Raw genomic sequence first — 25,473 nt, 5'->3', positions numbered from 1 at the left:
GGTTTCTCCGAATTGCTCATCTAGATACGCTCAATCATCGGCATGACGCCGGTCGAGATGTATTTGGAACCCTTCAGCGATAAGTTGAAGCTCACTCCTCAGTCCTTCAGTCAATACGTTAGTTTGTCGATTTGCATCGGCGCTGTCGGCTCGAAGGGCTTCGGCCACCGTGCCAACGAGCTGGTGAATTTGAACTACCGATTCCTGATCCACAATATTTCCCTATAAAAACCACGCGAAATTGCAGACCGTGATGGTCAGGCAGCAGCCGTGAAAAGCAGAAGGCCCCTCTCATTCACAACAGTCAAACAATAATCCAACAGGCCTCAGACCTTGGAGCCATTTTAAGCGGGACGAATATTTTTGCAGTAGAATTCAACTGCGAATTTATAACGAGACAACGCTATTCCTAAGATAACGTTCTTTTCTATGATTCCGCCGGAGACAAGACTCACCAAATTTCCCTTGGTATCTACAATCGGGGCGCCGCTGCAACCACCAAAATCATCGTGCCCAGGGTGAGGCACAGGCAATCTGAACATATGATAGGCGCCGGCGCTTTCAACATACCGCAGCCCGGGATAAATGACTGGTTGGGTAGTTAGACCGGATGAATCTAGCCTTGGATAGATCTCACCAGTGAACGCATACAGTTCATCCACATCAGGATTTCCTGCGGACTCCAGGTCAAACACATGGCGCTGTCGTTTCGCCGACATTAGTCCAAATGGTGTCAGAAGATGGAACGCTGATTCAAGATCAGCAGGAACCTCGGCAAAAGCAAAATCAGCTCCAGCGCTCTCGCCTGTTCGTCGATTAATCTCGCCAGGATAGCAGAATCGGGCCCCTTGGTAGAATTCGGCTCCCCTAGTATTGTCGTAGCCTAGCTCAATGACCCAGTCTGACGAACCCAATTCTACTGCATGGGATACGGTTAAGATAAACCTCCGGTCTTGGCAGGTAACAAAGCAACCCGACGCAATATCAATAGGAGTATTGTCTGGCCCTATCCGCTTAAGCGGAATACTCGTGACACGCACCCATTCAAGCCATTTATTGCATTCATCTGGCGTCATCGTCTTACCAAACTGCTCCCTTATATCCTATAGCCTGATCATATCTGCCCCTTGCTTTCATCCTGTTGGAGTCACAAATTGAAACACCCAGCCTGCATTCCCAAGTCGCTCACAAGCACGATGAACACTCCAACAAGGCAACACGATTCGTGATGATAATCCCGGCAACGAAGCAAAAATAATTGAAGCTAAACCAGCAGAACTAGCGGACATCCTGGGCACAGCGGAAGCCAAGAAGATACCGTTTCCCATAAGTCACGCCGACTTCCCCTGTCCGCTCCCAAATCTTCAAGCCAAGCCCTGGTGTATATGTATTGCTCAACCACGAGCCTCCACGAAGCTGTCTTCCTTCCACCCATTCCCACGCATTCCCTGCCATATTATGGATACCGTACGGACTTCGACCACTCACATGGCTATTTACCGGCTTAAGCTTTTCCGCATATACGTTACAAAAGAAGTTGCAGAATTGCCCCCAATAGTTAGCCAAATCCTTAGTGGGTTCCGTGTTCCCCCACGGATACATCCGCCCATCTGTCCCCCTTGCCCCTTTCTCCCATTCCTATTCGGTCGGAAGGCGTTTGCCATAGTAATGGCAATACGCCACAGCGTCCGCGTACTCGACTCCAATCACGGGTAGCATCCCATGTCTATCAAGGCTGACATCACCCCAATGTTCAGGTTTACTATGACCAGTCGCCTCCATGAACGCAGCATACGCCTTGGTGGTTACCTCGAATGTGTCTAGATAAAAGCCTGGCAGTGACAATCTCTGGTTATCTTCCCCATAAAGGAACTCCCCCTCTGGCACCAATATCATCGGCGCACCGTCATTGCCATTGATGCGAACAGCCACAATCGGCTTTCTCTGCTTCGTCTGCTCAAGCATACGGTCGGCTCGATCGCGCTGCTCCTGCCCTGCAGTTTCCTGGGCTAGACGCTCAACTTCCATCTGCGACTGCGCGTTCTCTCGGGCTTCCCGTTCACTCTCTTCTTGATGAAACCGGATCACTCGCTCGCTAGCGGCTTGCGCCTCTGCCAATTCTTTCTGACGCTGCAGGAGTTGTTGTTCTGCAGCTACTTGTGCCTTCCGGACACGCTCTTCCTGATCCAAGCGAAGTGCTCGCTCACGGGCCTCCTGGTCGGTCCGACGTGCCTCTGCTAAGGCTCGACGTTCATCATCCAAGGCTCGCCGCTCTGCTTCCAAGGAACGACGCTCCGCCTCAAGAGCACGATGTTCTGCACCAATCTTTTCGGAGTAGCACTCCAGCAGGAATGTGAACTGCTTTGCCGCTGCCCCAATCTCCGCGGACTCCAATTTCCTCCCTGAAGCAGCTGTTTCATAGCCAACACCGTGGGAGTCAAGAAATGCCTTGGCCACGGCACCATTAATGGCAAAGTTAATATTCTGTGGAATGTCCCCTGTTACTTTGGCGACCTTCAAGGCGTCCAACTTGCTCACGACAACACCCACGATCTGGCCACTCTGATCGAAGACGGGGCCACCGCTATTGCCTGGCTGAGCAGGAGCGGTCATTTGAAGGAAACGCGTATCGTTGCCTAGCCCAGCCAGGGCACTCACCGTTCCCGTCGTTATATTAGCTTCAGAGGCCAACACTCCATGTAAGGGGAATCCGACCAAGACCACACTGTCCCCCGCCCGAATATTCCGCCCTTCACGAAAATGAGCAGTGCTCGGCATGGCGCCAGGTAGTTTGAGGACGGCGAGATCATTTCTCGGATCGGTCCCTATAACCGCTAATTCCTTCTGGATACCTTCTACGGTGGCTCGAACTGATATGCACCCTTCCACGACATGATGGTTGGTCAGGATATGGCCTTGGCGACTTACAACAAAGCCGGTTCCGCTTGATTGCGGGCCATCGTCAGCGGCTGTTGCGCCCACTGTAGTACTGGAACCCAGCAACACCACTGTCAGGATTATTCGATGCATCACACTTCCATGATGGGGATAAAAGGAAATGCGCCTGGCGTCTTTATTCATGAGGTTCTCCGCCAACCGCTAAGCTCCAACATACATCCCCCTTAAATTTTCATATTCCTTGACGACACAGACAGGTCAGGCAATCTTTCTCCGGCGCATCGCCTTGTCGAGATCGAACGTGGCCTGAAGGTTCATCCAGAGTTTGGCCGAAGTGCCAAGAACTCGCGCTAGATCCAGGGCGGAATCCGCCGTGATGTCGCGTTTCCCTTTGATCAGCTCGTTCAGACGTGCTCGCGTCCAGCCAAGCTTTTGCGCCAGCGCGGTTTGAGTCATCTTTCCGGGAACAAGAAACTCTTCGAGCAACATCTCGCCGGGGTGAAAAGGGTTTTTAGGAAGTCTCATGGCTCTCTCCTCCAGATATCTGGAACCTCAATGATAATCAATTACTTGAACCTCGTAGGCATTGCCGTCATGCCAACGAAAAACCATCCGCCATTGATCGTTGATCCGAATGGAGTGAAAGCCTTTCCATTCACCTTTCAACGCTTCCAATCGATTCCCCGGAGGTTGACGAAGGTCGCCGACCTCCGAAGCATCGTGCAAATAGAGCAGCTTACGACGGGCCGTTCGTATCAAATCTGGTGGGAATCGTAGAACGGCTTTCGATCGCCGATCATCGAAAAGGTCTTCCGCAAGTCTGTTAGCAAAGGATTCAATCACGGGGCTATGTTATCGAACCTCGATAACCGCTAGCAAGAGGCAAAGGGCTGGCCCATTGAAGTACTATTTAAATAGACCCTCGCATTGCCACATTAATCAACGCCCCTTCCCTCAACCCCAAGTCACTCACCAGTACGCTCGCCATCCCCAGCGTCTCCATGATCGTGCAGATGATGATGGCGCCGGCGGCGATGACTTCTTCGCGGTTCTTTTCCAGGCCAGGCAGGCCCATACGGTCGGCCTTCTTACGGCTCAGCAGAGTCTGTTCGAGTTCCTGAACGGTTGAGAGCGTCAGGCGATAATTGTGGATGCGGGCCGGTTCGTAGGCGGGCAGCCTCTGCGCCATTGCGGCGAGGGAGGTAATGGTTCCGGCGGTTCCCACGAAGGTGGCGGTCTCGTAGCCCTTCATCTCGGCGACAGCGGCCTTGGTTTCCCGTGCCACCCAGTCCCTTGCCTGCTGAAGCTCTTCGCTCGTTGGAGGATCATGGTGAAGCAGCCTCTCGCACAGACGCACCACACCGATGTCGATGGAGCGGACGATCGGGGCCTGGCCTGGCCGATCCAGGATGAACTCGGTGCTCCCGCCGCCGATGTCCAGCGCCAGCATATCAGTCACGCCGGCAGGAAGACCGGAGCGAATGCCGAGCAAGGTGCGCTTCGCTTCTTCATCGCCGCTGATCACTTCGACATCGAATCCGGCTTCGCGCTTCACACGATCCAAAAACTCAGCGCGATTGGCCGCATCGCGGACGGCGCTCGTGGCCACGACGGCAATGCCATCTACATGGTAGCTCTCAATAATCGTATTCCACTCCCGCAAACAGTGAATCACCCGATCCATCGCGGCAGAGCTCAACCGCCTCGCCTGATCGACGCCTTCGCCCAGGCGAAGGATGCGCCGGTCTGAATAAAGTTCTTTCAGAGGAGTGCCGGTCGGCAAATCAGCGATGAGCAGCCGGCAGGTCAGCGTGCCAATATCGATGCCGGCCAATCGAAGGGTGCGGGCAGGCGATTGAGTCATTGCTCGTTCCGAATCTCGTCCATTTCAGCTTCGAGTTTCTTCCGGGCCTCTTTGAGCTGCTGAATCTCGCGCACCACCCGGCCGATATCTTCGTCGTACATGACACGCTCCGCCGTCTCGCCCCGCTCTTTCATCTCGACCGCCCGCTCGCCGATGTCTTTATAGAGATCCGATAATTGCTGATCGATCTTCCGGACCTCCAGCCGCATCCGGAGCAATTCCGTTTCTTCCAGCGCCCGGCTGGCAGCATGCGCTGTGCCCAATCGCAGCGTGGCGATGCCTGTACGAAGATCATCTTTGATTCGTTGTAATAGTCCCATAAGAACTCCCGGCTAGAGGTCAGGGGCAGGTGGCGAGAGGAAAATACTCCGATCCTCCTTGCCTCTAGCCTCGCACCCCTCGCCTATCTTTAGCTGATCGACCCCAGTTCCAATTTCTGCTCCCATTTTCTGAGCATCGCCTCTTTCAGGCCTTGATGCCCCGGTGCGCTCAGGTGCGGGTCCTGCTTCAACAGAGCGAACGCCTCCTGCCTCGCCTGCTGCAAGAGATCGCTGTCCCGCACGATGTTGGCCACGCGAAACTCGGGCATGCCCCATTGCCGGAATCCGAAGAACTCCCCCGGCCCTCTGATGCGCAAATCTTCTTCCGCGATCACAAACCCGTCGTTCGATTGCACCAGGGCATCCAGCCGTTCCCGCGCGTTGGAACCAGGCTCCTCCCCACCGGGCGGCTGGCGCCCGAGTTTCGGACGGCTCCGTGCGAGCCACGTTGCCATAAGCAAACAGTAGGATTGCTCGGCCCCGCGCCCCACCCGTCCACGCAATTGATGCAGCTGCGCCAATCCGAATCGCTCGGCATGCTCGATCATCATCGTCGTGGCGTTCGGCACATCCACCCCGACCTCAATCACCGTGGTGGCCACCAGCACATGAATCTTCCCGGCCTTGAAATCGGCCATGACCGAGTCTTTCTCAGCAGGCTTCATGCGCCCATGCAACAACCCGACTCTGAACTCGGCGAACTCGCCGTTCTGCAACTGCTCGGCCCCTTGAATCGCCGCCTGCAAATCGCTCTTCTCCGACTCTTCCACTAACGGGTACACGACATAGGCCTGGCGCTTGTTGCGCAGTTCATCTTTCAGAATCTGATAGGCCCGGCGGCGCTGCGATTCGCTGAAGAGAAAGGTCCGCACCGGCCGGCGCCCCGGCGGCAGCATGTCGATGACGGACACATCCAGATCGCCATAGACGGTCATCGCCAAGGTACGCGGGATCGGCGTCGCCGTGAGCACCAGCACGTCCGGCTTGTAGCCCTTGTCGATCAGCGACTTCCGCTGCAGCACCCCGAACTTGTGTTGTTCATCGACCACCGCCAGCCCCAGATTCTTGAAGCCCACGCCCTTCTGAATTAACGCATGCGTCCCAATGGCCACCTGCACCTCACCGGAGACGAGCTGCGCCGCCTGGGCCTTCTTCACCGCCGCCTTGTCGCTCCCGCGCAGCAAGGCAACGTTCACCCCTAGCGCTTCCAACGTGCCCTTGAGGTTGCGGTAGTGCTGCTCGGCCAGAATTTCCGTCGGTGCCATAAGGGCCGCCTGGTAACCAGACCCGCAGGCCATCACGATGGCATGCAGCGCCACGACCGTCTTCCCCGAACCAACATCGCCTTGCACCAGCCGATTCATCGGCCGCGGCGAAGCCATGTCACGAAAGACCTCGCGGATGACCTGATCCTGGGCCGCTGTCAGCTTAAACGGCAATAACCCGCTTAACTTCCCGACGATCGGCGCCCGGGGATTGAACGTCAGCCCTTTCGGCTGTTCCTGCACCGACCGCTGCCTGGCCGCCAGGGCCATCTGCAAGAGAAACAATTCTTCGAAGGCCAGGCGCCGGTGCGCAGGCGTCTTGCCCCGCTCCAACAATTGCGCGTCCACTCCGGCTTTGGGGAAATGCACATCGTGGATGGCTTCTTGAATCGGAATGAGCCGCTGGCGGGCCCGCAGCGTGACTGGCAAAGGATCCCGCAAGTCCCGCGCATGCGCATCCAGGAGGGTCTTCACCAGCACCCGCGACTGGCGGGCGGTCCAGCCTTTGGTCTCATGATAGATCGGCACGATGCGGCCCACATGAAGCGCCGATTCCGCAGCCTCGCCCACGACCTCATACTGCGCCACATCCATGCGCGGCACCATCCAGCCCTGCTGTCCCGCAATCACCCGCCCGCTCAGCATGACACGCTTCCCCACTGCCAGCACTTCTTCCAGGTACGGCTGATTGAAAAACACCACCTGCATCCGCCCCGTCTCATCTTCGATGCCGACTTCCAGCACCGACAGGCGGCGATTCTTGGTTTTCTTGGCGTCGCACTTGGCGACCGTGCCACAAATCGAGGCCACCATGCCCGGCACCAGGTTGCCGATCGGCGTCATCACCGACCGGTCTTCATAGCGCCAGGGGACGGTCCACAACGCATCTTCCACCGTCGCGATCCCCAGCCGCTGGAGCAGGCTGGTCCGTTTCGGCCCCACGCCCTTTACAAACTGGATGGGCAGATTCCACAGATCCTGCCGTTCATGACGCTCAGGTGGCAGACTCGGCTCGACCGGCTCCGCACGGCCGAATCGAGGCTCGCGCACCGCCTCGCGCAGCAAGGTTAAGATGGAACAGGCGGCACGAAGACGCCGCTGCTGTTCGGCCAGCGGAAGCCCGGGCTGAAAGTCGATGAATAATTCGCGAAGAAATTGCAGACGGGTTTCAATGACGGGGGGAACCCCCTCCTGCGCCAAGGCCAACTGCACCTGGCTCGACACGAAACAGCTCAGATTTTTTACCGCGCCGGCGTGGATGCAGGCGTCTTTGGTCGCGAATTCAATCGGCCTGGCCAGGCGGTCGAGCCATTCCTGAAACGTCGCTGGCACGCTGGACTCGGAGGGAGTCTGCATAACTGGCGCGGATCGTAACATACCCCCGCCACGCACTCAATGAAGCCGGGCGCCAGGCCCAGCGCCTCTTCTCACCGCACACCCGTGCGAATACACCGAATTCTTTGTCGTACGTGCCTCGGGTGCTACACTCAGCCACGAGGTTACGATGTATCGCCGAAACATTACGCCCATTCTCATCCCCCTAGCCCTCTGCTTGGGGATCTTCATTGCCTATCAGCTCTTTTTGAAGGAGCTTTGGACCACCATCCCGGAGGCCGTCTCGCCTGCTGCTGACAGCGAGCCCTCCCCCGCGACACCGGCAGCCTCCCAAACCCCGGCCGGCCCGACCGATGAAGAACTCAAAGAGGCCAGAACGATCGACCCGGCCATCGTCCCGGACTCCCCCTCCAGCCGGCTGCTGGAAGCGATTCGCGACGAGATCGAGAAAAAGAACTTCGCCCTGGCAGAACGCAAACTGACCGAGCTGTCCCCTTCCCTGTTGTCCGACGAAACAGCCGTGCCCTATGTCGCCATCCTCTGGAACAACCTGGGCCTTGAACAGGAACGAATCGACGGCACGAAAGTCTCCGTCAAAGCCTTCAAGAAGGCCGCCATCTTGGACCGCACCAACCCGGTCATCCAACTGAATCTCGCCCACGCCTATTGGGAACTGCGCGACCCGGCTCTCGATCAGACCTTTCTCACCACGTTGATCGGTCTCGCTCCCCATGAAGCCTTTCCCCACCTCGCAATGGCCGATCTTCTCTACGAGCAGGATCACCTGGCCGAAGCCGCCACACATCTGGCTCAGGCGACGGAGCGGGCCGGGAAAGATCCCCGCGTGCAGTCCTACCTGGCCACGGTCACGGCCAAAGTGCGCCATACGGACGCAGTGGAATCACGCATGACGGCACGGAACAGCACCCATTTCATGGTCAAATACGATGGGGGAGAGGACCAAGGCACCTGGACGACCGTGCTGGAAATTCTGGAAGATGCCTATCGCGACGTCGGCCAGCGCTTGAACCACTTTCCGGCCAAACCCATCGTCGTCGTGCTCCACACCAAAGACACCTTCCAATCGGCCACCGGGAGTCCGGCCTGGGCCGATGGCCTCTACGATCCGGTCCTCGGCCGCATTCAGATTCCGACACAGGGCGCCACCACCGATACGCAGTGGCTGACGCATGTCCTCCGCCACGAATACGTGCACGCGCTCCTCCATGACCGTCTCGAAGGCCAGATCACATCGCTGCCCGTCTGGCTCAATGAAGGGCTGGCCATGCAACTGGCCGGCGATCCCTGGCCGGACCTCGACCAGGCCATGCCGAATGGCGGCTCCGTCATTCACTTGAAATATTTGGAAGGGGGCTGGGGGCGGTTACCGCACAACGCCGCGACGCTCGCGTACCTCGAGGCCAACTCCGCGACGCACTATTTGATTGACCGATTCGGCATGAGCCGTGTGGGCGAGCTCCTCAACGCGTTCAAAGCGAAGGCCACCGTCGCGACGGCCCTGCAAGAGAAACTCTTTCTCTCCTACGACCAATTCCACCAGCAATGGCTGGATACGTTTCTACAGAAACGCGGCTAGATTTTCTCCTCTGACCTATGCCGCTCATGCCCTCCCGGCCAGGTCGGCAGCACCCGCGCTTCATCTTCCACAGGCTCCAGCTGCGGTTCCTCATCCTCGTCACCCTGCACCACCTGGTCCTCCCACAGCAGACGGCGGCCATCGCGCTCAAACATGCGGATATGGAGCTCAAACGACGGACGCGCCAAGGCCGCGCGACGCCCCTCCGACACCAGCCGGTTGGCGATCCGATCCATGCGGAGGCGGCCGTCCGTTGTAAATTCATCCTCCCACATCAATCCGCCCGTTGACGAATCGAGCGCGCGCAGGAGGAAGGACGGTGCGGAGGCGGAAGGGGACGTCGAAGCGATTCTCGTCACCGTCGCCCGGCGAGGCTCAAGCGTGGAGACCCGTTGTCCTGGGCCTGCCGCATCCTGCGGCGTCAAATTGAGGTTGCCTTCCCACTGAAACTTCCCGGTCTTGGCGTCATACACGCGCAGCACGAAATTCGAGAGATCGGTCGCGCCAGGGCCTACGCCTCCGGCGAAAATCCGCTCGTCCGGCCGCATGCCCTTGGCAATCCCCTCTTCCTTCACGTTCAATTCATAGGTCTCGTCGGACAAGACCTCTCCGCTCTCGGCATCGTAGGTCTTCACCGTGATGGTCGAAGCGTCACCGGCCTGATAGCCAAACCCCGCCGCCACAATCGTTCCCGCCCCAGGATTGGTCCCGCCCCAGGCGAAGGCCGGCCCCAGCAGACACCAGCCGAGGACCCATGCAAAAGACTTGAGCGAATGGGAACGTGATGGCAATGGCGTTGAGCGGCTCACCCCCTGCCCTGAGACAGACTTCCCGCAGACGTCCGATTGATGCCGTTGAGCGCCCTGGCGAAATAGTGGCATGAGCCCTCCGTGATATGGGGCATTCTGCCTGCCTCTGCGCTGTCACGTACATTCCCCACTGTGGGAAGATTCCCCCCGGAAAGAGGGGGAAGAAGACACGCAACGCTAGACGGAAGAGGGGAACACTATCGAGAAAGAGAACGTGAACCGCACGATTGCACCGCACCGAAGAGCCGATACCGGTGTCTGGCCATCCAGCGATAGACTCGCTCGGCCAATACCCGCACCACCGTCCACCGCAGCATCCAGCCAACAGTCCGCCCGCCAGGAATCCCCGGAACGAGCGGGAGAAAGGCCTCGATTCCCTGTGATACCAGTCCAGACGGATGCACCAACAGGGCCATAGCGGGAGGACCAGGACGATACCGGTCCCCCAAGACGGCCGACGCCTCCGCACTCTCGTAGGGAATCATCCGCAAGCCGGACCCGGCCGCTCCCAAGCCAGCTCGCTCCAGGCCCTGCTTCGCCGTGACACACAGCCGGCACTGCCCGTCATAAATGAGCAGGCTGGGACGATGCGAATCCAACGGGCACGAAGTTTCCACGCCGGTCATGACCCCGCAGGCTACCATCCGGCCAATCAGCCGCTCAAGCGGCCATTGCCGATGCGCCCACGGCAGGCTATAGTGCCGACATGACACAACCGTGGGGATTACTCGCCAGCTTGATCGGACTCATCGCCGTGGGCGTCGCCACGCTCTTCGCCTTGCAGTCCCAGCCGGGACAGCCGGAACCCAGCCACCTATGGATCGGATTTCTGATCGGGATACCGATCGGATTGGTCGTGACAGTCCGGCTGGGATTTCGGTGGGCACTGATGGCGAGTGTGATCTACAGCACCGTCGGGCTGGCGCTCGATCTCTCAACGATGGTGCAATTGATCACGAAAGACCAGCCGACACTGGCCATGCTGACGACCAGCGGATTCAGCGGGCTCTTGAACTTCCTCGTGATTGCGTTTGGCGGGCGGGCGTTCCTGGACATTTCCCTGGCGCCTCCGCCTCCAGGATCCCCTCCACCCACTCCTCCGTCCCCTGTTTCAGGCGCTACCCCCTGACCCCACTGCGGCCCGCCGACAAAGTCCGGTACCGCCGAACAGAGGCTCATCCCGCCCGTCCGATTGTCCGCGCGCACCAGGTGGTAAGAGACTGGACCGCGGCAGGATTGGCGAGATCGACCCCGCGCTCGAACGTCGCGGCCACAAACTCGTCATTCATCTCCGTCTGCTCGGAAAACCCTGACTGGAGGAGTATTTGACGATATTTGGACACAGCCGGCTGAATAAAATACTTGGCCTGTTTGGCCAATTCGTCCGACCCCAAATCCTCGGTCGTGCCGTCCGACATCAGACTTCGTACATCATCCATGGCGATCCCGTATTGGCAGAGCACCCGCCCGTCCGGCGTCAATTCAAACAACCAGCCATCGGAGCCCAACTCCATCGTCAGTGATCCGCCCGGCGCCAGCTCAACGAGTTGCGGGAAGGTCTGACGGAGCGACTGCGTGAGAGACGTCCACGAGGACGAGACGGCATCGGTCATGCGTGCGTCTCCCGCCAAGGCTCAGAGGCCGGCGAACCGCTCAATCGGGCCCGCAGCGATTCCAGGCGTTTTGTGTTTTCTTCCAGCTTGGGAAGCTGATACTTGCGGTCCATCGCGACCACCTGGTCGAGAAGATCGGCGGCGTCCTGCAGCCGGCCGGTTTCTTCATAACACTGTGCCAGCACATAGCGCGCGCCGCCGGCACGCAGCTCATCGCGCAAACGCTCGGCGATCGACCGGCTTGTCTGGCAGCAGGCAATCGCATCGTCATAGCGCCGTTGAACCAGAAAGGTCCGGCCGATCATGCGCCAGGCATCCGCGACTCCGCCCTGATTGCCGAGGCGCCGCATCAACGCGAGCGACTGCTCGTACAGCTGGACCGCCTGATCGAACTGCCCCGTCTCCCGCGCGACCAGCCCAAGATCGGAGAAGAGCACCGCCTGCCCGGCTTCATCATGGGCCTTCGTCATGAGATCCAGCGCTTCCAGATAGTAGGCGCGCGCGCGATCCCATTCACCCGCATCGGCCCGGAGATTGCCTAAGTTCGCCAGCGTCGTCCCAATGCCTTTCTCGTCCCCGAGGATCTTCTGCAACTCCAGCACTTCCTGATAATAGGCCTGCGCCGCCTCGCGCCGGCCGCTGACCGCGCAGATATTCCCGAGATTGCCGAGCGTCGCCGCCATCGCCCGCTGATCGCCGGTGATCCGGTCGCACTCGAGTGCCTTGGCATAACAGGTATAGGCATCCGTGTAGAACCCGCGGGAGAAATGCTCATTCCCCTGGCGATTCAATTCTTCTGACAGCCCGTTGCGCAACGCCATGCGGCACGCTTTCTATTGCAGCGCCTGTTCAAGGACCGGCTTCGCGCCGGTCATAATCGACGCGCCATCGCCGACGATCACCGCATCAAACTGGTACTTGAGCAGCCGGCGCAATCCCTCTTTCGCCTTTTCCCGATCCGCATACTTCTCCGCCGGCAGCATCGACAAGGCGCCGGCCGGCTTGCCGATCAGTGCATCGCCGAGAATCAGGATGCCCTTGCCCTGCTGGATGAAGAGCGCCGACTCTCCCGGAGACTTCTGATCCTTGAGCTGCACCACCCAAATCCCGCCGGGAAGCAGCTCCTGATCCTTGAACGTTTTCGTCGGAGGCAGCTCCATCTGCGCCGCATCGGCCTCCGGCACGAACACCTGGCACTTGAACTCCGTCCGAACCGCCGCCGCCTCGCGCACATGGTCGCGGTTGGTCACGATGAGGTAATCGACCGGGCCGTTTCGGCGAATGAAGGTACTAGCCTCGGCGGTCATGGGAGGGGGATCGACGAGGATCTTATGTTCCCCCACCGTGAGAAACAGACCGTTAAAGTTCATCTGCTTCTCGTCAGAGAACCAGGACCACTGCCAGATGCCGGGTAGAAGGGGTTTCATAGCTTTGCGAGACGCGCGAGACTGGCTCGACAAGCGTGACTCGCGGGAAAGAATGTATTCAGGCTCGTAGGCATTGTGTTTCACGCCTTTCGCGTATAGCTCGCTTATCGCGCCGGTTTATAACGCCGCGACCGCATCGGTGACGGTCTTCGTCACTTTGGCGAGAATGCCGGCTTCGTTGGGGAGGTCCAGAATGTCGTCTTCCGGCACCGTGATAAACTTCCGATTCGGCCCTTTCGTCAGCGAAATCAGAAACATGCTGTTCGACGGAGTCACGGGAATGACGACCTGCACAGCCCCATCCACGCCCTTCACCAGATCCAGAAACGTCTGTTTGCCGGCTTCCAATTCATCCATGAAGCACCCCTTCGCTCACAGGCTGACATAAATCTCCTGTCAGCTTGTCGTCTTGTCAGCCTGTCAGCTCTACATTTTTGACGAACCCGCCAACAGCTTTTCCACCTCTGCCGTAATGACATCGGCCCCAGCCAGGTCCATATTGCCGACCCGTTGCCAGCGAATGATGCCTTGCTGATCGATGACGTACACATTCGGAATGAACTTGCCGCCGCCATAGAGCTTATCCGTCACCTTCCCGGGATCGAGCAGGTAGGGATAGGTCACCTTCACCGGAAACGCCGACAAGAATTCCCCGACATCTTTCTTGGAATTGCCGGACGAATTAACCCCGATGACCGCGACCTCTTTGCCTTTGGTCATCTCGGACACTTTTTGAAGGGTCGAGCCCTGCATCATGCAAGGATCGCAAATATGGAAGAGCCCAAGCACCACGACTTTCCCTTTATAGGCATCCAGCGACACCGTTTCACCGGTGATCGCCGTGAGCGTGAACGACGGGGCCTTTTCACCGGTCTTGAACAATCCGGCCGCCAATACCAGCTGCGCGGCCAACGCCGGAGCCAGCAAAGCACCGAGTATGAATAGCACTCGCTTCATCAAAGCCTCCTTCCTTCTTCGCCGTGCCGCGCCTTGCGCATGAGTGCCGGGCAGATCGTCCGCACTCCGCACGCAGCACTTCCGCGGTCATCCTAGCATGCGAATTTTTTCAGGGGCAACAGGGCCGGGAAGAGGATTCAGGAGGAGGAAGCGCTATCGCTCTGATTGAGCATCTCTTGAAGCTGGGCTTTGGCATTGCCCTCGAACCGCACGAACTCGACACCGAACCGAAAGTCTTGCTTCCAGCGGACCGCGGCAACGGCGATGTCGATCGGGTTCCGTGCGCCGGTGAGACGGATATGAATCCGGAGGGATTGGCCGACCGTGACATTCAGCGGGCCATTGATCTCGCCGCCGGTGATGGTCAGATTGCTGAGGATGCCGTCCCCGCTCCCCTGCTCTCCGCTCACGGTCACAGGATAATCGACGCCGATTCGATCCCGGCCTCTTGGCTGCATGCGACTGGCCCTCCCTTGAGGCCGACAATATTCCGTCACTGACCCCGTGCTCAGTGCGACGGTTCAAAGAGCCCGAGCTGCAATTCTTCCGCGCGCGTGAAGGCGATCGGATACTTTTCCGTGAAGCAGGCGTTGCAATACTGGCCCGGCACGCCGGGCGCCGATTTGAGCATGCCGTCCAGGCTGAGATAGGCCAAGGAATCCGCCGTGATGTATTTGCGGATTTCTTCGATCGAATGATTGGAGGCGATCAGTTCTTTCTTCGTCGGCGTGTCGATCCCGTAAAAACAGGGGGACACGATGGGCGGCGAACTGATGCGCATATGCACTTCTTTCGCGCCCGCGTTCCGCAACATCTTCACGATCTTCCGGCTGGTCGTGCCGCGCACCAGCGAATCGTCCACCACGACGACGCGCTTGCCCTCCAGCACTTCCGGCACCGCGTTCAACTTCACCTTCACCCCGAAATGGCGGATCGACTGCTCCGGCTCGATGAACGTCCGCCCGACATAGTGATTGCGAATCAGCCCGGTCTCAAACGGCACGCCTCCGCCTTCGCTGTACCCGAGTGCCGCCGGCACACCGGAGTCAGGAACCGGAATCACGATATCGGCCGGCACCCACGATTCCTGCGCCAGCTGGCGACCCAGCGCCTTGCGCGTGGCATAGACGGCGTTGGCCCCGAAGATGCGGCTGTCGGGCCGGGCGAAGTACACATACTCGAACACGCACATGGCCGGATCGACCTTGGGAAAAGGCCGGTGGCTGTCGATGCCCTGTTCGCTGATTACAACCAACTCACCCGGCTCGATTTCCCGCACGTATTCGGCGTCGAGCAAATCGAAGGCGCAAGTCTCCGAGGCCACGACCCAGCTCCCCCGCACTCGCCCGAGACAGAGCGGCCGCAACCCGTGCGGATCACGGACGGCGATCAACCCGTTGTCGGTCATCAGCACGATGGAGAAGGCGCCGCGCACTTGGTTGAGCGCATCCATCACCCGCGCCAAAAAGGTGCTCGCGCGCGAATGGGCGATCAGGTGAATAATGACTTCGGTGTCCGAGGTGGATTGAAAGATCGCGCCGTAAGCTTCCAGTTCGTTGCGCAGAAACTGCGCATTGATCAAATTGCCGTTATGCGCGAGCGCCAGGTTCCCGAAGGCGAAGTTGACGATCAAGGGCTGCACGTTCTTCAAATCGTTGCCGCCCGAGGTGGAGTAGCGATTATGGCCGATCGCCATATGCCCGGGCAGCTTCTCCAGAACGGACTTATGATAGATATCGGCGACCAGCCCCATCCCCTTCTGGACATAGAACTGCTCCCCGTCGCCGGACACGATGCCCGAGGCCTCCTGCCCGCGATGTTGGAGCGCGTACAAACCCAAATAGGTCAGATTCGCCGACTCTTCGTGGCCATAGATGCCGAAGACGGCGCATTCGTCGTGAAACTTATCGGGCGTGATGAGCGGTAATTCTTTTGTCATGATACTCGCAATGTTCGGTACAGCTTATGCTTGATTCAGCGTCCGTTCCAGTGAAAAGCCCCAACGATCCGCGAGCGTCGCCACGGGCACCTCAATCGTTGCGGCAGACGTCTGTTCGTCTCCCACATGAATGGCCAGCGATACCCCGCCCACTGAGCCGATCACCGCAGCCGGGACGCCCAGTCCCTTGGCGCAATCCAGAATAGCCTGCCGCTGAGCCGGCTTGGCCGAGATCACAACGCGCGACTGCGTCTCCCCGAACAGCAGCGCATCCTTCCTCAGCCGTCCTTGAGGCAGGCGGACCCCGGCGCCGCGCGCCTGGCCGGGCCCCGAGACACAACATTCGGCCAGTGCCACGGCCAATCCGCCGTCCGAACAATCGTGCGCGGACTGGAGCAGACCGGAACGGATCAATTGTAACACACAGGCCTGTACCGCCTGCTCCGTGTCCAGATTCAGATAGGGGGGAGAACCCTGCTCACGGGCGTGCAGCACTTTCAAATATTCCGATCCGCCCAAATCTTCCCGCGTCGTTCCAAGCAGCAGAATGTCGTCGCCATCCTCCCGGAACCATTGCGTCATCGTCTTCTCGGCCGACTCGATCAGCCCCACCATGCCCAGCATCGGCGTCGGATAGATCGAGAGCCCGTTCGTCTCGTTGTAAAAACTCACGTTGCCGCTCACGATGGGAATCTTGAAATGCTCGCAGGCGTCCTTCATCCCTTCGATCGCCAGCACAAACTGCCACATGATGTCCGGCCGTTCGGGATTGCCGAAATTGAGGCAATCCGTGAGACCGATCGGCTCCGCGCCGGAACAGGCCAGATTCCTCGCCGCCTCCGCCACCGCGAGCCGCGCCCCTTCGTAGGGGTGCAACAGGCAATAGCGGCTGTTGCAATCCACCGTCATCGCCACGGCTTTATTCGTGCCCTTGATGCGCACCACCGCCGCGTCCGATCCCGGGCGCACCATCGTATTGGTCCGCACCATGTGATCGTATTGCTCATAGACCCAGCGCTTGCTGGCAATGGTCGGCGATTCCAGCAACGCCAGCAAGGCCGCGTTGGCATCCTTCACGTCCGGGATCACGTCGTAATTGAGATTGGTGAGCATGTCCTGATAGGCCGGCGGTGAATAGGGCCGCTCGTAGCGCGGGCCGTCATCCGCCAGCGACTTGGCCGGAATGTCCGCCACCACCTGGCCCTGGTCCAGTACGCGCAGCATGCCGGTCCCCGTCACCTTCCCGACCACCGCCACGTCCAAATCCCACTTTTTGCAGATCCGGATACAGTCCTCTTCCTTGCCGGCCTTCGCCACCATCAACATGCGCTCTTGCGACTCCGAGAGCATCAACTCATAGGGCGTCATGCCTGGCTCGCGGCGCGGCACATGGGTCAGATCCAGGTCGATGCCGTTCCCCGCGCGCGAGGCCATCTCGCAAGACGAACTGGTCAGCCCGGCCGCGCCCATGTCTTGAATCCCGACGAGCAGATCGTTCGCCATCAGTTCAAGACAGGCTTCCAGCAACAGTTTCTCCTGGAACGGATCTCCCACCTGCACCGTCGGCCGCTTCTGCTCGGACGTATCGTCAAACGAATCGGACGCCATCGTCGCGCCATGAATCCCGTCGCGGCCTGTCTTCGAGCCGAAATAGATCACCGGATTGCCGACGCCCGCGGCCGTGCCGAGGAAAATCTTGTCCTTCTGCGCAATGCCGAGGCAGAACACGTTCACCAGAGGATTGAGCGAATAGATATCGTTGAAGACGATCTCGCCGCCCACCGTCGGCACGCCCATGCAGTTGCCATAACCGGCGATGCCTGCCACGACCCCCTTCACAATATGGCGGTTCTTCGCCGTATCGAGTCCACCGAACCGCAGCGAATCGAGCAGCGCGATCGGCCGCGCCCCCATCGTAAACACATCGCGCAGGATTCCGCCCACACCCGTCGCGGCCCCCTGATAGGGCTCGATAAACGAGGGGTGGTTGTGCGACTCCATCTTGAACACCACACAGAGCCCGTCACCGATATCCACCACGCCGGCATTTTCACCGGGGCCTTGAATAACGCGCGGCCCGGTCATGGGCAGCTTCTTCAAATGCACGCGCGACGACTTATAGGAGCAATGCTCCGACCACATGACGGAAAACATGCCGAGTTCCGTCAAATTCGGCTCACGTCCTAAAATCTCGACGATCTTCTTGTACTCGTCGTCAGTGAGATTGTGCTGGGCGATCAACTCTTTCGTGATAACTAGCGACATCGAGAGATTCCTCTATTGGCAATTACAGGCTTAGGCTTTGACCTTCATCGCCTTGAGCAATGATTGGAAGATCAGCTTCCCGTCCTGATTCCCCAAAATATCTTCCGCGCACCGCTCCGGATGCGGCATCATCCCCAGCACATTGCCCTCCGGATTGATGATCCCGGCGATGTTGTCGAGCGAGCCGTTCGGATTCGCCTCCGGCGTGACCTTGCCATCCGGCGTGCAATACCGGAACACGATTTGCGCGTTCGCCTGCATAGCCGCCAGCGTGACCGGGTCGGTGTAGTAATTGCCGTCGGCATGGGCGACGGGAATCTTCAAGACCTGGCCAGGCTGACAGGCCTCCGTAAAGGCCGTGGCGGCATTCTCGACCCTCACATACACATCCTTGCAGATAAAATGGAGCGACTTATTCCGCAGCATCGCGCCGGGAAGCAGCCCCGCTTCGAGGAGGATCTGAAACCCGTTGCAGATGCCGATGACGGCGCCGCCGTCCTTGGCAAACGCCTTCACCGCTCCCATGACCGGCGAAAATCTCGCGATCGCGCCGGTACGAAGATAGTCGCCATAGGAAAACCCGCCGGGGAGGATCACAAGATCGATCCCCTTGAGCGAGGTCTCCTTGTGCCAAATCATTTGCACCGATTGCCCCAACACATGCTGAAACACGTGCTGGCAATCGTGATCGCAATTACTGCCTGGGAAAACGAGCACTCCAACATTCATAGTCCGCGGCCTTTTCGTCTCACCTTTTACGCCGTGAGTTCATACCGATATTCTTCAACAATCGTGTTTGCCAACAGCTTCTCGCACATTTGCTTCACTTGCGCGTCGGCCTTGGCCTTGTCCGTTTCCTTCAACTCCACTTCCATATACTTGCCCACCCGCACATTCGCCGTATTCTTGAACCCCAGCGAATCCAGCGCATGCTCAATGGCCTTCCCCTGCGGATCCAAAATGCCCTGCTTCAACGTCACATGAATCTTCGCTTTCATACCGTTCCCCTCTTCTTCTCGTCCTCTTTCCCAAAGGAGCGGTGGCGGGTGCTGCCTATTGCGCGCATTGACCGAGCACCTTCCATGAGTCCCCTTACAATTGATCCTGCGTGCGCGGGCAGCGAGCACAGGCAGTACCCGTCACCGCTCCACTCTCCCCTATGCTCCCGTATCCGGCGGCTTCGACAATTCCGTCATGTGCTTCCGAGCCCAGGTAATGCCCGCGATCAGCCCCACGCCCAACAGGGTCAAGGCAATGAAGCCCACCTTATGCAGCAGAGACTCCGTCAGCACCGCAAAGGCCGCCACGCACGTCGTCCCGATCCCCAAGGATATAATGGGGCCGTTATCGCGCACAAACATCACGAAGCGTCTCACAGCTCTTTTCCCCTTTTCTCTCCCCTTACCCTTCGCAGGTGAGACGGGGTTGCTGCGCTTTCCTGCGCGCATGCACCGAGCATCGCCCGCAATCTCATTTCCAATTGAATCCCGGATGCGCGGGGCGCGAGCAAGAAGCGCAGCAACCCCGTCTCACCCGCATACCCTCTTCAACACTTCCTGATACGCTTCTTCGATTTTGCCCATATCTTTGCGGAACCGGTCCTTGTCCATCGACTCGCCGGTAGACACATCCCAAAGTCGGCAGGTGTCCGGGGAAATTTCGTCGGCCAATACCAGCTTGTTATGGAAAACGCCGAACTCTAACTTGAAATCCACCAACTGCATCTGCCGGTCGGCAAAGAACGGCTTCAAGACGGCATTCACCTTGTGCCCCAGCTCCCGGAGATCCTTGAGCAGCGCCGGCGTGGCGATATTCATCACACGCAGATGGTCGTCATTCACGAGCGGATCGCCGAGCGCGTCATTCTTGTAATAGAACTCCACAATGGCCGGCTCGATGGCATCGCCCTCTTTGAGCCCCAACCGCTTCGCCAGGCTGCCGGCGACAATGTTCCGCACCACCACCTCGACCGGCACGATGGTGACTTTCTTCGTGAGCATTTCCCGGTCGCTCAAACGCTTCACAAAATGCGTCCGGATGCCTTCGTCTTCGAGCAGGAGGAAGAGCCGTTCGGAGATCTTATTGTTGATGATCCCCTTCTCGACGATGGTGCCGCGCTTCTGCGCATTGAAGGCCGTCGCATCGTCCTTGAAATACTGCACCACCTCGTCCGCCCGTTCGGCGGTAAAAATCTTCTTGGCCTTGCCTTCGTAGAGCAATGTTCCGGTTGTCATATGTCTCTCCCGCGATTCAGGCGCTATTGCGCCAGCACTTCGATCAACTGATCCAGCGACCGCACTGTGCCCACCAGCGTCGGGTTCCCCACCCGCCGGTTGTGCTTGGCTTCTTTGACTTTATTCAAGGCCAAGACCAGCGCATGAAAATCGTCCAGCTTGGCCGTCTCAAAATAGGTGATGAAATCGAAGTCGTCGAGACCGGTCGCATGGTAGAGCTTGCGCTTGACCGTCTTGTGGTACGGCAAGGCCGCTTCGGTATGCTCCAGCATCATCGCGGCGCGCTTCTCTTGCGGCAGCGACCACCACTCGCCATCCTTGCGGATCGGAATCACGATGGCATAGGGGCCGGACTCGCTGGGCGCCTTGAGATCCGACTTCAGCTGCTCGGAAAAACCCGGCACATAATTCGCCTTCTTCGTCAGCCCGTTGAACACCACCACACTCGTCACATACTTGCCGAAGACGCTGTTCTGGAGATCCACCAGGAACTGTTGGGTATCTTTCAATTCCGCCGCATGCACGCGCAGCAAAAAGTCGGCGTGGTCGGACAAGCCCCGCAGCAGGTAGGTATCGATGGCCAGCTTCTCGCGATGCTGCTCGACCACCCCTCGAAACGAGGTCAAATGCGCGATCCGCGTCGCCTGATCCAGCTTCCCCCACTCGGCATCGAACCGGAACGCGGCAAAGGTGCCATAGACGCCCGGCTCGCTCAACAGCTTGTCGCGATCGGCGGCAGGAGCCGGCAGCGCCGTCACGCAGCCGAGCGCGACAAGGACACAGGCCATCATGAGCCCACGCCAGATATGCATCATCGTCCTCCTCGTTTCCTGCCACGCGCGGCGTTGGCCGCGCGGCCGGAAAATACCCGGCGGTAAATCTGGTCCAGATGCCGCAGATAATAGGTCGGATCGAAGCAGGCGGCGATCTCGCTCTTCTTGAGATGCTGCGAGATGAAGGGATCCTGGCTCACCAAATCTTGCAGCCCACCGGCGCCCTTCCAGGAGGCCATCGCATTCCGCTGCACGGCTTCATAGGACTCTTTGCGCTGCGCGCCTTTTTCGACCAGCGTCAGCAAGAGCCGCTGCGAATAGACCAGACCGCCGGTCAAATCGAGGTTGCGCTGCATGTTCTTGGGATAGACGATCAGATCCTTCATCAGATCGGTCGCCTTCGCCAGCATATAGTCGACGAGAATCGTGCTGTCCGGCATGATGACCCGCTCGACGGAGGAATGGCTGATGTCCCGCTCGTGCCAGAGGGCGACGTTTTCCATCGCCGCCAGGCTGTTCGCCCGGACGATGCGCGCGAGGCCGCAGAGGTTCTCCGACACGATCGGATTCCGCTTGTGCGGCATGGCCGACGAGCCCTTTTGCCCCGCAGAGAAAAACTCCTCCGCCTCCAGCACTTCGGTCCGCTGGAGATGCCGAACCTCGACCGCGATTTTTTCGATGCTCGCCGCCAGCAGCGCCAGTGCCGTGGCATAGGCCGCATGCCGGTCCCGCTGGACGACTTGATTGGACACCGGATCTGGCGTTAGCCCCATCTGCCGACAGACATACTCTTCGACTTCCGGCCCCTGATGCGCAAACGTGCCCATCGCGCCGGACAGCTTGCCGACGGCGATTTCCTGCCGCACCGCCGTGAGCCGGTTCCGATGCCGGCAGAACTCTTCGTACCAGATCGCCAGCTTGAACCCGAACGAGATCGGCTCCCCGTGAATGCCATGCGAGCGGCCCACCATCACCGTCATCTTGTGGCGCAGCGCCTGCTTCTTCAGCACCGCGAGCAACCCATCGAGCCCTTCGAGGATCAGATCGAGCGCCTCCGTCATCTGCACCGCCAGCGACGTATCGACGATGTCCGACGATGTCAGCCCCATGTGCAGAAAGCGGTGCTCCGGCCCCACCGTGTCCATCAAGGATTCAAGGAAGGCGATGATGTCGTGCTTCGTGACCTTCTCGATCTCGGCAATCCGCTCCACGTTAATCCTGGCTTTCTTGCGGATCTTCGCGGCGGTGCCGCGCGGCGCCTGTCCGGCCTTCTCGAACGCGGCGCACGCCTGTAATTCCACTTCCAACCAGATTTCGTACTTATGCTTCAGGTCCCAAATGGCCTTCATCTGGGGACGGGTATATCGCTCAATCACGTTCGACTCTCCTAGTCGGCTGCTGAAATGCCCTACAGCTTCGTTCTCGGTTGCGTGTGTCCCTCAACGTACTTTTTCTGTACGCCTCGGGCCCTACACTCCCTTCGGCCTTGCTGAAGGCCATTTTGAGCAGCCTCACAAAAATCTCAGGTTCGCTTCCACACCGGCTTGTCCGGCGTCTTGCGCTTCAGCTCCAGCTTCGGTTCGGTCGCCAGCACCTTGTCCAGAATGCCGTTCACAAACTTCGAGGCCTCATCGTCGCCGAAACTCTTGGCCAGCTCGACGGATTCATCCAGCGTCACCTTCGCCGGCACGTCATCCATCCAAAACAGCTCGTAGAGCCCCGCACGGAGAATGTTGCGGTCCACGATCGGCATGCGGCTCACTTTCCAGTTCGTCGCGTAGTGCCCCATCAGCGCATCAAGGTCCCGCTTTTTCTCCAGCACCCCTGCGACCAGCCGCTCGGCAAAGGCTTTCGTCTCTTCATCCGATTCCAGCGGCTTCCAGAACTCATCGAGCCAGAGCCCCTTCTTTCCATGGATGTCGTACTGAAACAAGATCTGCAACGCGCGCTCGCGTGCTTCATGGCGCGATCCCATCGCTAGCGACCACGCTTTCGCACGATCCGCTTGGCGCGCGGCTTCGGCTTCACCGGGACCGGATCGGGCGCCAGTGTCTTGAGCTGCTTCACCACCGTCGCCATCTCAATGGCCGACTTCGCCGCCTCGCCGCCCCGATTGAATTTGGCCGGATCGGCTCGCTCGATGGCTTGCGCCACCGTGTCCGTCGTGAGCACCCCGAAAATCATGGGAATGTCGGTATCGAGCATGGCCTGACCGATGCCCCGGCTGGCTTCCGCGCTGATGTAGTCGAAATGCGGCGTATCCCCGCGAATGACGGCGCCCAGACAAATCACCGCGTCGAACCGCCCGGACTTGGCGAGCAGCCGCGCGACCATCGGAATCTCGAAGGCCCCCGGCACCCGCACCACATCGATCGCCTCGGCCTTCGCTCCGTGCGCGGAGAGCCCTTCGATGCAAGACGACAGCAGCTTGCTCGTGACAAATTTATTGAACTTTGCGACGACGATCCCGAACCGCAACCCCGTCGCATCCTGAGAACCCTTGCGAAGCTTCATGCACCACCATTCTGCGGGGACAGCCTCCGTATGGCCCCCCGCACCAAACCCATCAGTGCCGCATACCCCCATCGCCCTGCGACACCCGCCAGAACACTCAAAGCGAGCAGCATCAGAGAAGCGACAGACCAACTGCCACTACTCCCTCCATCCGACGGCATGGCTCCGATCAAAAGAAGCCCGGCAATTCCAGCGGCAAATATCGCATCGTAATAAGGAAGCGACCGAGTCTTGTGCTTCCACATCAGGAGAACGCAAACCGTGCTGACAAGCAAAGAGAACAGGACCGCCCCTTGAAGAATCAGGGAAAAATCTGCGCCTGACAAAAACACATCCAGTACGATGACGAAGGCAGTGAAATACACCAGCACTCCGATTAACCACCGCGCAATCAGCGACTCGCGTCCCACCCCTGAAATCCTCTCTACACTTTCTTGAGCAAATGCCCCATCTTATTTTTCTTCGTGCGCAAGTACCGCACGTTCGCCGCGCGGGGCGCAATCTCGATCGACACCCGCTCGACGACTTTCAACCCGTAACCTTCGATGCCGACGATCTTGCGCGGATTGTTGGTGATGAGCTTGATCTCGTGCAATCCCAGATTCACCAGGATCTGCGCCCCGACCCCGTAATCCCGCAAGTCGGCCTTGAACCCCAGCTTGAGATTGGCCTCCACCGTGTCGCTGCCTTCGTCCTGAAATCCATACGCCTTCAGCTTATTGAGCAGGCCGATGCCGCGCCCTTCTTGATTCAGATAGAGCAGCACGCCGCGGCCTTCGGCCTCGATGATCTTCATGGCGCGATGCAGCTGATCCCGGCAATCGCACCGAAGCGAGCCGAGCGCGTCCGCCGTCAGGCAGCCCGAGTGGACCCGCACCAGCGTGGGCTCTCCGGTATCCACCTTGCCTTTGACAAGCGCGATGTGCGTCGCGCCATCGACTTCATTCTCAAACGCCACGGCTTCGAAATCGCCAAAAATCGTGGGCATGCGCGCGGTAGCGGCGCGCTTCACAAACGTCTCCCGCTGCATGCGATATTCGATGAGCGCCTTGATCGTCACCATCTTCAGCTTATGCAGCTTGGCGAACTTGGCCAGCTCCGGCACGCGCGCCATCGTCCCGTCTTCGTTCATGATCTCGCAGATGACACCGGCCGGTTGCAGCCCCGCCAGCCGGGCCAAATCGACGGACCCTTCCGTCTGCCCCGCACGCCTGAGCACCCCGCCTTGTTGCGCCTTGAGCGGGAAAATATGTCCCGGCCTTGCCAAGTCGCTCGGCTTTGACTTTGGATCGACCGCCACTTGAATGGTGATCGCACGATCGGCGGCCGAGATGCCCGTCGTAATCCCTTTTCGCGCATCGACCGATACGGTGAAGGCCGTGCCGAAGGTCGCCGTATTCTCAATGGCCTGCGGCGGAAGTTGCAGCTCTTCAACCCGCTCGGGGGTTAAGGCCAGGCAGATTAGCCCCCGCGCATGCTTGGCCATGAAATTGACCATTTGCGGGGTGACTTTTTCGGCGGCAATGACCAGATCGCCTTCATTCTCGCGATCTTCATCATCGACGAGAATGATGCACTTGCCCTTCCGGATGTCTTTGAGCGCGTCTTGAATGCTGTTGAATGGACTCGCCATAAATTCCAATCTGAAGGTTCAGGGATGCCC

General features: G+C 59.0%; 28 protein-coding genes and 1 pseudogene. 2 read left to right on the top strand and 27 right to left on the bottom strand.

What is annotated here, in order from left to right:
• Positions 1–344 precede the first annotated feature (344 nt).
• From RI101_04110 to recG, 7 genes and pseudogenes are all read right to left on the bottom strand, one after another.
• Positions 345–1,076: a hypothetical protein gene (locus tag RI101_04110; protein ID MEC4889223.1), complete on the bottom strand. Its 732-nt coding sequence runs from the start codon at positions 1,074–1,076 to the stop codon at positions 345–347.
• A 202-nt stretch (positions 1,077–1,278) separates the two neighbouring features.
• Positions 1,279–3,030 (bottom strand): annotated as a pseudogene (locus tag RI101_04105) (SUMF1/EgtB/PvdO family nonheme iron enzyme).
• A gap of 126 nt (positions 3,031–3,156) precedes the next feature.
• Positions 3,157–3,423 (bottom strand): HigA family addiction module antitoxin, encoded by a 267-nt coding sequence (locus RI101_04100; GenBank protein ID MEC4889222.1) that lies wholly within the window; start codon positions 3,421–3,423, stop codon positions 3,157–3,159.
• A gap of 27 nt (positions 3,424–3,450) precedes the next feature.
• Entirely contained in the window at positions 3,451–3,741 is a 291-nt protein-coding gene (locus RI101_04095; GenBank protein ID MEC4889221.1) for a type II toxin-antitoxin system RelE/ParE family toxin, read from the bottom strand.
• 67 nt (positions 3,742–3,808) lie between these two features.
• Positions 3,809–4,762 (bottom strand): Ppx/GppA phosphatase family protein, encoded by a 954-nt coding sequence (locus tag RI101_04090; protein MEC4889220.1) that lies wholly within the window; start codon positions 4,760–4,762, stop codon positions 3,809–3,811.
• Positions 4,759–5,082, bottom strand: a complete 324-nt coding sequence (locus tag RI101_04085) for a hypothetical protein (GenBank protein ID MEC4889219.1) — start codon at positions 5,080–5,082, stop codon at positions 4,759–4,761. Before RI101_04085 ends, RI101_04090 begins: the two co-directional genes overlap by 4 nt.
• Before the next feature lie 89 nt (positions 5,083–5,171).
• The gene (gene recG / locus RI101_04080) at positions 5,172–7,703 is read right to left on the bottom strand and encodes an ATP-dependent DNA helicase RecG (GenBank protein MEC4889218.1); all 2,532 of its coding nucleotides are present in this window, start codon (positions 7,701–7,703) and stop codon (positions 5,172–5,174) included.
• A 148-nt stretch (positions 7,704–7,851) separates the two neighbouring features.
• On the opposite strand from recG, the gene RI101_04075 reads away from it, so the two are divergent.
• Entirely contained in the window at positions 7,852–9,279 is a 1,428-nt protein-coding gene (locus RI101_04075) for a peptidase MA family metallohydrolase (GenBank protein MEC4889217.1), read from the top strand.
• Here the strand turns inward: RI101_04075 and RI101_04070 are convergent.
• Together RI101_04070 and RI101_04065 are read right to left on the bottom strand one after the other, a co-directional pair.
• Entirely contained in the window at positions 9,276–10,160 is an 885-nt protein-coding gene (locus RI101_04070; GenBank protein ID MEC4889216.1) for a hypothetical protein, read from the bottom strand. The two genes, RI101_04075 and RI101_04070, sit on opposite strands and share 4 nt — an antisense overlap.
• A 125-nt stretch (positions 10,161–10,285) precedes the next feature.
• A complete protein-coding gene (locus RI101_04065; protein ID MEC4889215.1) occupies positions 10,286–10,801 on the bottom strand; it encodes a DUF393 domain-containing protein in 516 nt (171 codons plus the stop codon).
• On the opposite strand from RI101_04065, the gene RI101_04060 reads away from it, so the two are divergent.
• Positions 10,795–11,217, top strand: coding sequence for a hypothetical protein (locus RI101_04060; GenBank protein MEC4889214.1), 423 nt, complete (start codon positions 10,795–10,797; stop codon positions 11,215–11,217). The two genes, RI101_04065 and RI101_04060, sit on opposite strands and share 7 nt — an antisense overlap.
• Positions 11,218–11,263: 46 nt before the next feature.
• Here the strand turns inward: RI101_04060 and RI101_04055 are convergent, their stop codons facing one another.
• The 18 genes from RI101_04055 to RI101_03970 all read right to left on the bottom strand — a co-directional run bounded on the left by RI101_04055 (position 11,264) and on the right by RI101_03970 (position 25,443).
• Positions 11,264–11,701: a hypothetical protein gene (locus RI101_04055; protein MEC4889213.1), complete on the bottom strand. Its 438-nt coding sequence runs from the start codon at positions 11,699–11,701 to the stop codon at positions 11,264–11,266.
• Complete coding sequence (locus RI101_04050) at positions 11,698–12,522, bottom strand: tetratricopeptide repeat protein (GenBank protein ID MEC4889212.1); 825 nt, start codon at positions 12,520–12,522, stop codon at positions 11,698–11,700. The genes RI101_04055 and RI101_04050 overlap by 4 nt, the downstream gene beginning before the upstream one ends.
• A gap of 12 nt (positions 12,523–12,534) precedes the next feature.
• Positions 12,535–13,128 (bottom strand): hypothetical protein, encoded by a 594-nt coding sequence (locus tag RI101_04045; protein MEC4889211.1) that lies wholly within the window; start codon positions 13,126–13,128, stop codon positions 12,535–12,537.
• Between the two features lie 117 nt (positions 13,129–13,245).
• Positions 13,246–13,485, bottom strand: coding sequence for a hypothetical protein (locus tag RI101_04040; GenBank protein MEC4889210.1), 240 nt, complete (start codon positions 13,483–13,485; stop codon positions 13,246–13,248).
• Positions 13,486–13,554: 69 nt separating this feature from the next.
• Positions 13,555–14,085 (bottom strand): TlpA disulfide reductase family protein, encoded by a 531-nt coding sequence (locus RI101_04035; protein ID MEC4889209.1) that lies wholly within the window; start codon positions 14,083–14,085, stop codon positions 13,555–13,557.
• 137 nt (positions 14,086–14,222) lie between these two features.
• Positions 14,223–14,543 (bottom strand): PilZ domain-containing protein, encoded by a 321-nt coding sequence (locus RI101_04030; GenBank protein ID MEC4889208.1) that lies wholly within the window; start codon positions 14,541–14,543, stop codon positions 14,223–14,225.
• A gap of 50 nt (positions 14,544–14,593) precedes the next feature.
• On the bottom strand, positions 14,594–16,024 hold the full coding sequence (gene purF / locus RI101_04025; protein MEC4889207.1) for an amidophosphoribosyltransferase: 1,431 nt from the start codon (positions 16,022–16,024) through the stop codon (positions 14,594–14,596).
• Between the two features lie 24 nt (positions 16,025–16,048).
• Positions 16,049–18,289 (bottom strand): phosphoribosylformylglycinamidine synthase subunit PurL, encoded by a 2,241-nt coding sequence (purL, locus tag RI101_04020; protein ID MEC4889206.1) that lies wholly within the window; start codon positions 18,287–18,289, stop codon positions 16,049–16,051.
• A gap of 30 nt (positions 18,290–18,319) precedes the next feature.
• Positions 18,320–19,018: a phosphoribosylformylglycinamidine synthase subunit PurQ gene (gene purQ, locus RI101_04015; protein ID MEC4889205.1), complete on the bottom strand. Its 699-nt coding sequence runs from the start codon at positions 19,016–19,018 to the stop codon at positions 18,320–18,322.
• Positions 19,019–19,044: 26 nt separating this feature from the next.
• Complete coding sequence (purS, locus tag RI101_04010) at positions 19,045–19,287, bottom strand: phosphoribosylformylglycinamidine synthase subunit PurS (protein MEC4889204.1); 243 nt, start codon at positions 19,285–19,287, stop codon at positions 19,045–19,047.
• A 159-nt stretch (positions 19,288–19,446) separates the two neighbouring features.
• The gene (locus RI101_04005) at positions 19,447–19,665 is read right to left on the bottom strand and encodes a hypothetical protein (protein ID MEC4889203.1); all 219 of its coding nucleotides are present in this window, start codon (positions 19,663–19,665) and stop codon (positions 19,447–19,449) included.
• 153 nt (positions 19,666–19,818) lie between these two features.
• Positions 19,819–20,523, bottom strand: coding sequence for a phosphoribosylaminoimidazolesuccinocarboxamide synthase (locus RI101_04000; GenBank protein MEC4889202.1), 705 nt, complete (start codon positions 20,521–20,523; stop codon positions 19,819–19,821).
• Between the two features lie 23 nt (positions 20,524–20,546).
• Entirely contained in the window at positions 20,547–21,338 is a 792-nt protein-coding gene (locus tag RI101_03995; GenBank protein ID MEC4889201.1) for a chlorite dismutase family protein, read from the bottom strand.
• Entirely contained in the window at positions 21,335–22,672 is a 1,338-nt protein-coding gene (purB, locus tag RI101_03990; GenBank protein ID MEC4889200.1) for an adenylosuccinate lyase, read from the bottom strand. The genes RI101_03995 and purB overlap by 4 nt, the downstream gene beginning before the upstream one ends.
• 146 nt (positions 22,673–22,818) lie before the next feature.
• Positions 22,819–23,271 carry a transcription antitermination factor NusB gene (nusB, locus tag RI101_03985; protein ID MEC4889199.1) on the bottom strand — a complete coding sequence of 151 codons (453 nt, stop codon included), beginning with the start codon at positions 23,269–23,271 and terminating at the stop codon, positions 22,819–22,821.
• A 2-nt stretch (positions 23,272–23,273) separates the two neighbouring features.
• Positions 23,274–23,810 (bottom strand): 6,7-dimethyl-8-ribityllumazine synthase, encoded by a 537-nt coding sequence (gene ribH / locus RI101_03980; GenBank protein ID MEC4889198.1) that lies wholly within the window; start codon positions 23,808–23,810, stop codon positions 23,274–23,276.
• On the bottom strand, positions 23,807–24,220 hold the full coding sequence (locus tag RI101_03975; protein ID MEC4889197.1) for a hypothetical protein: 414 nt from the start codon (positions 24,218–24,220) through the stop codon (positions 23,807–23,809). Before RI101_03975 ends, ribH begins: the two co-directional genes overlap by 4 nt.
• 14 nt (positions 24,221–24,234) lie before the next feature.
• Positions 24,235–25,443, bottom strand: coding sequence for a bifunctional 3,4-dihydroxy-2-butanone-4-phosphate synthase/GTP cyclohydrolase II (locus tag RI101_03970; protein MEC4889196.1), 1,209 nt, complete (start codon positions 25,441–25,443; stop codon positions 24,235–24,237).
• Between the last annotated feature and the right edge of the window lie 30 nt (positions 25,444–25,473).

This window comes from Nitrospira sp., assembly GCA_035968315.1.
GTDB lineage: Bacteria > Nitrospirota > Nitrospiria > Nitrospirales > Nitrospiraceae > Nitrospira_D.
This window is presented reverse-complemented; position numbering and strand designations above follow the sequence as displayed.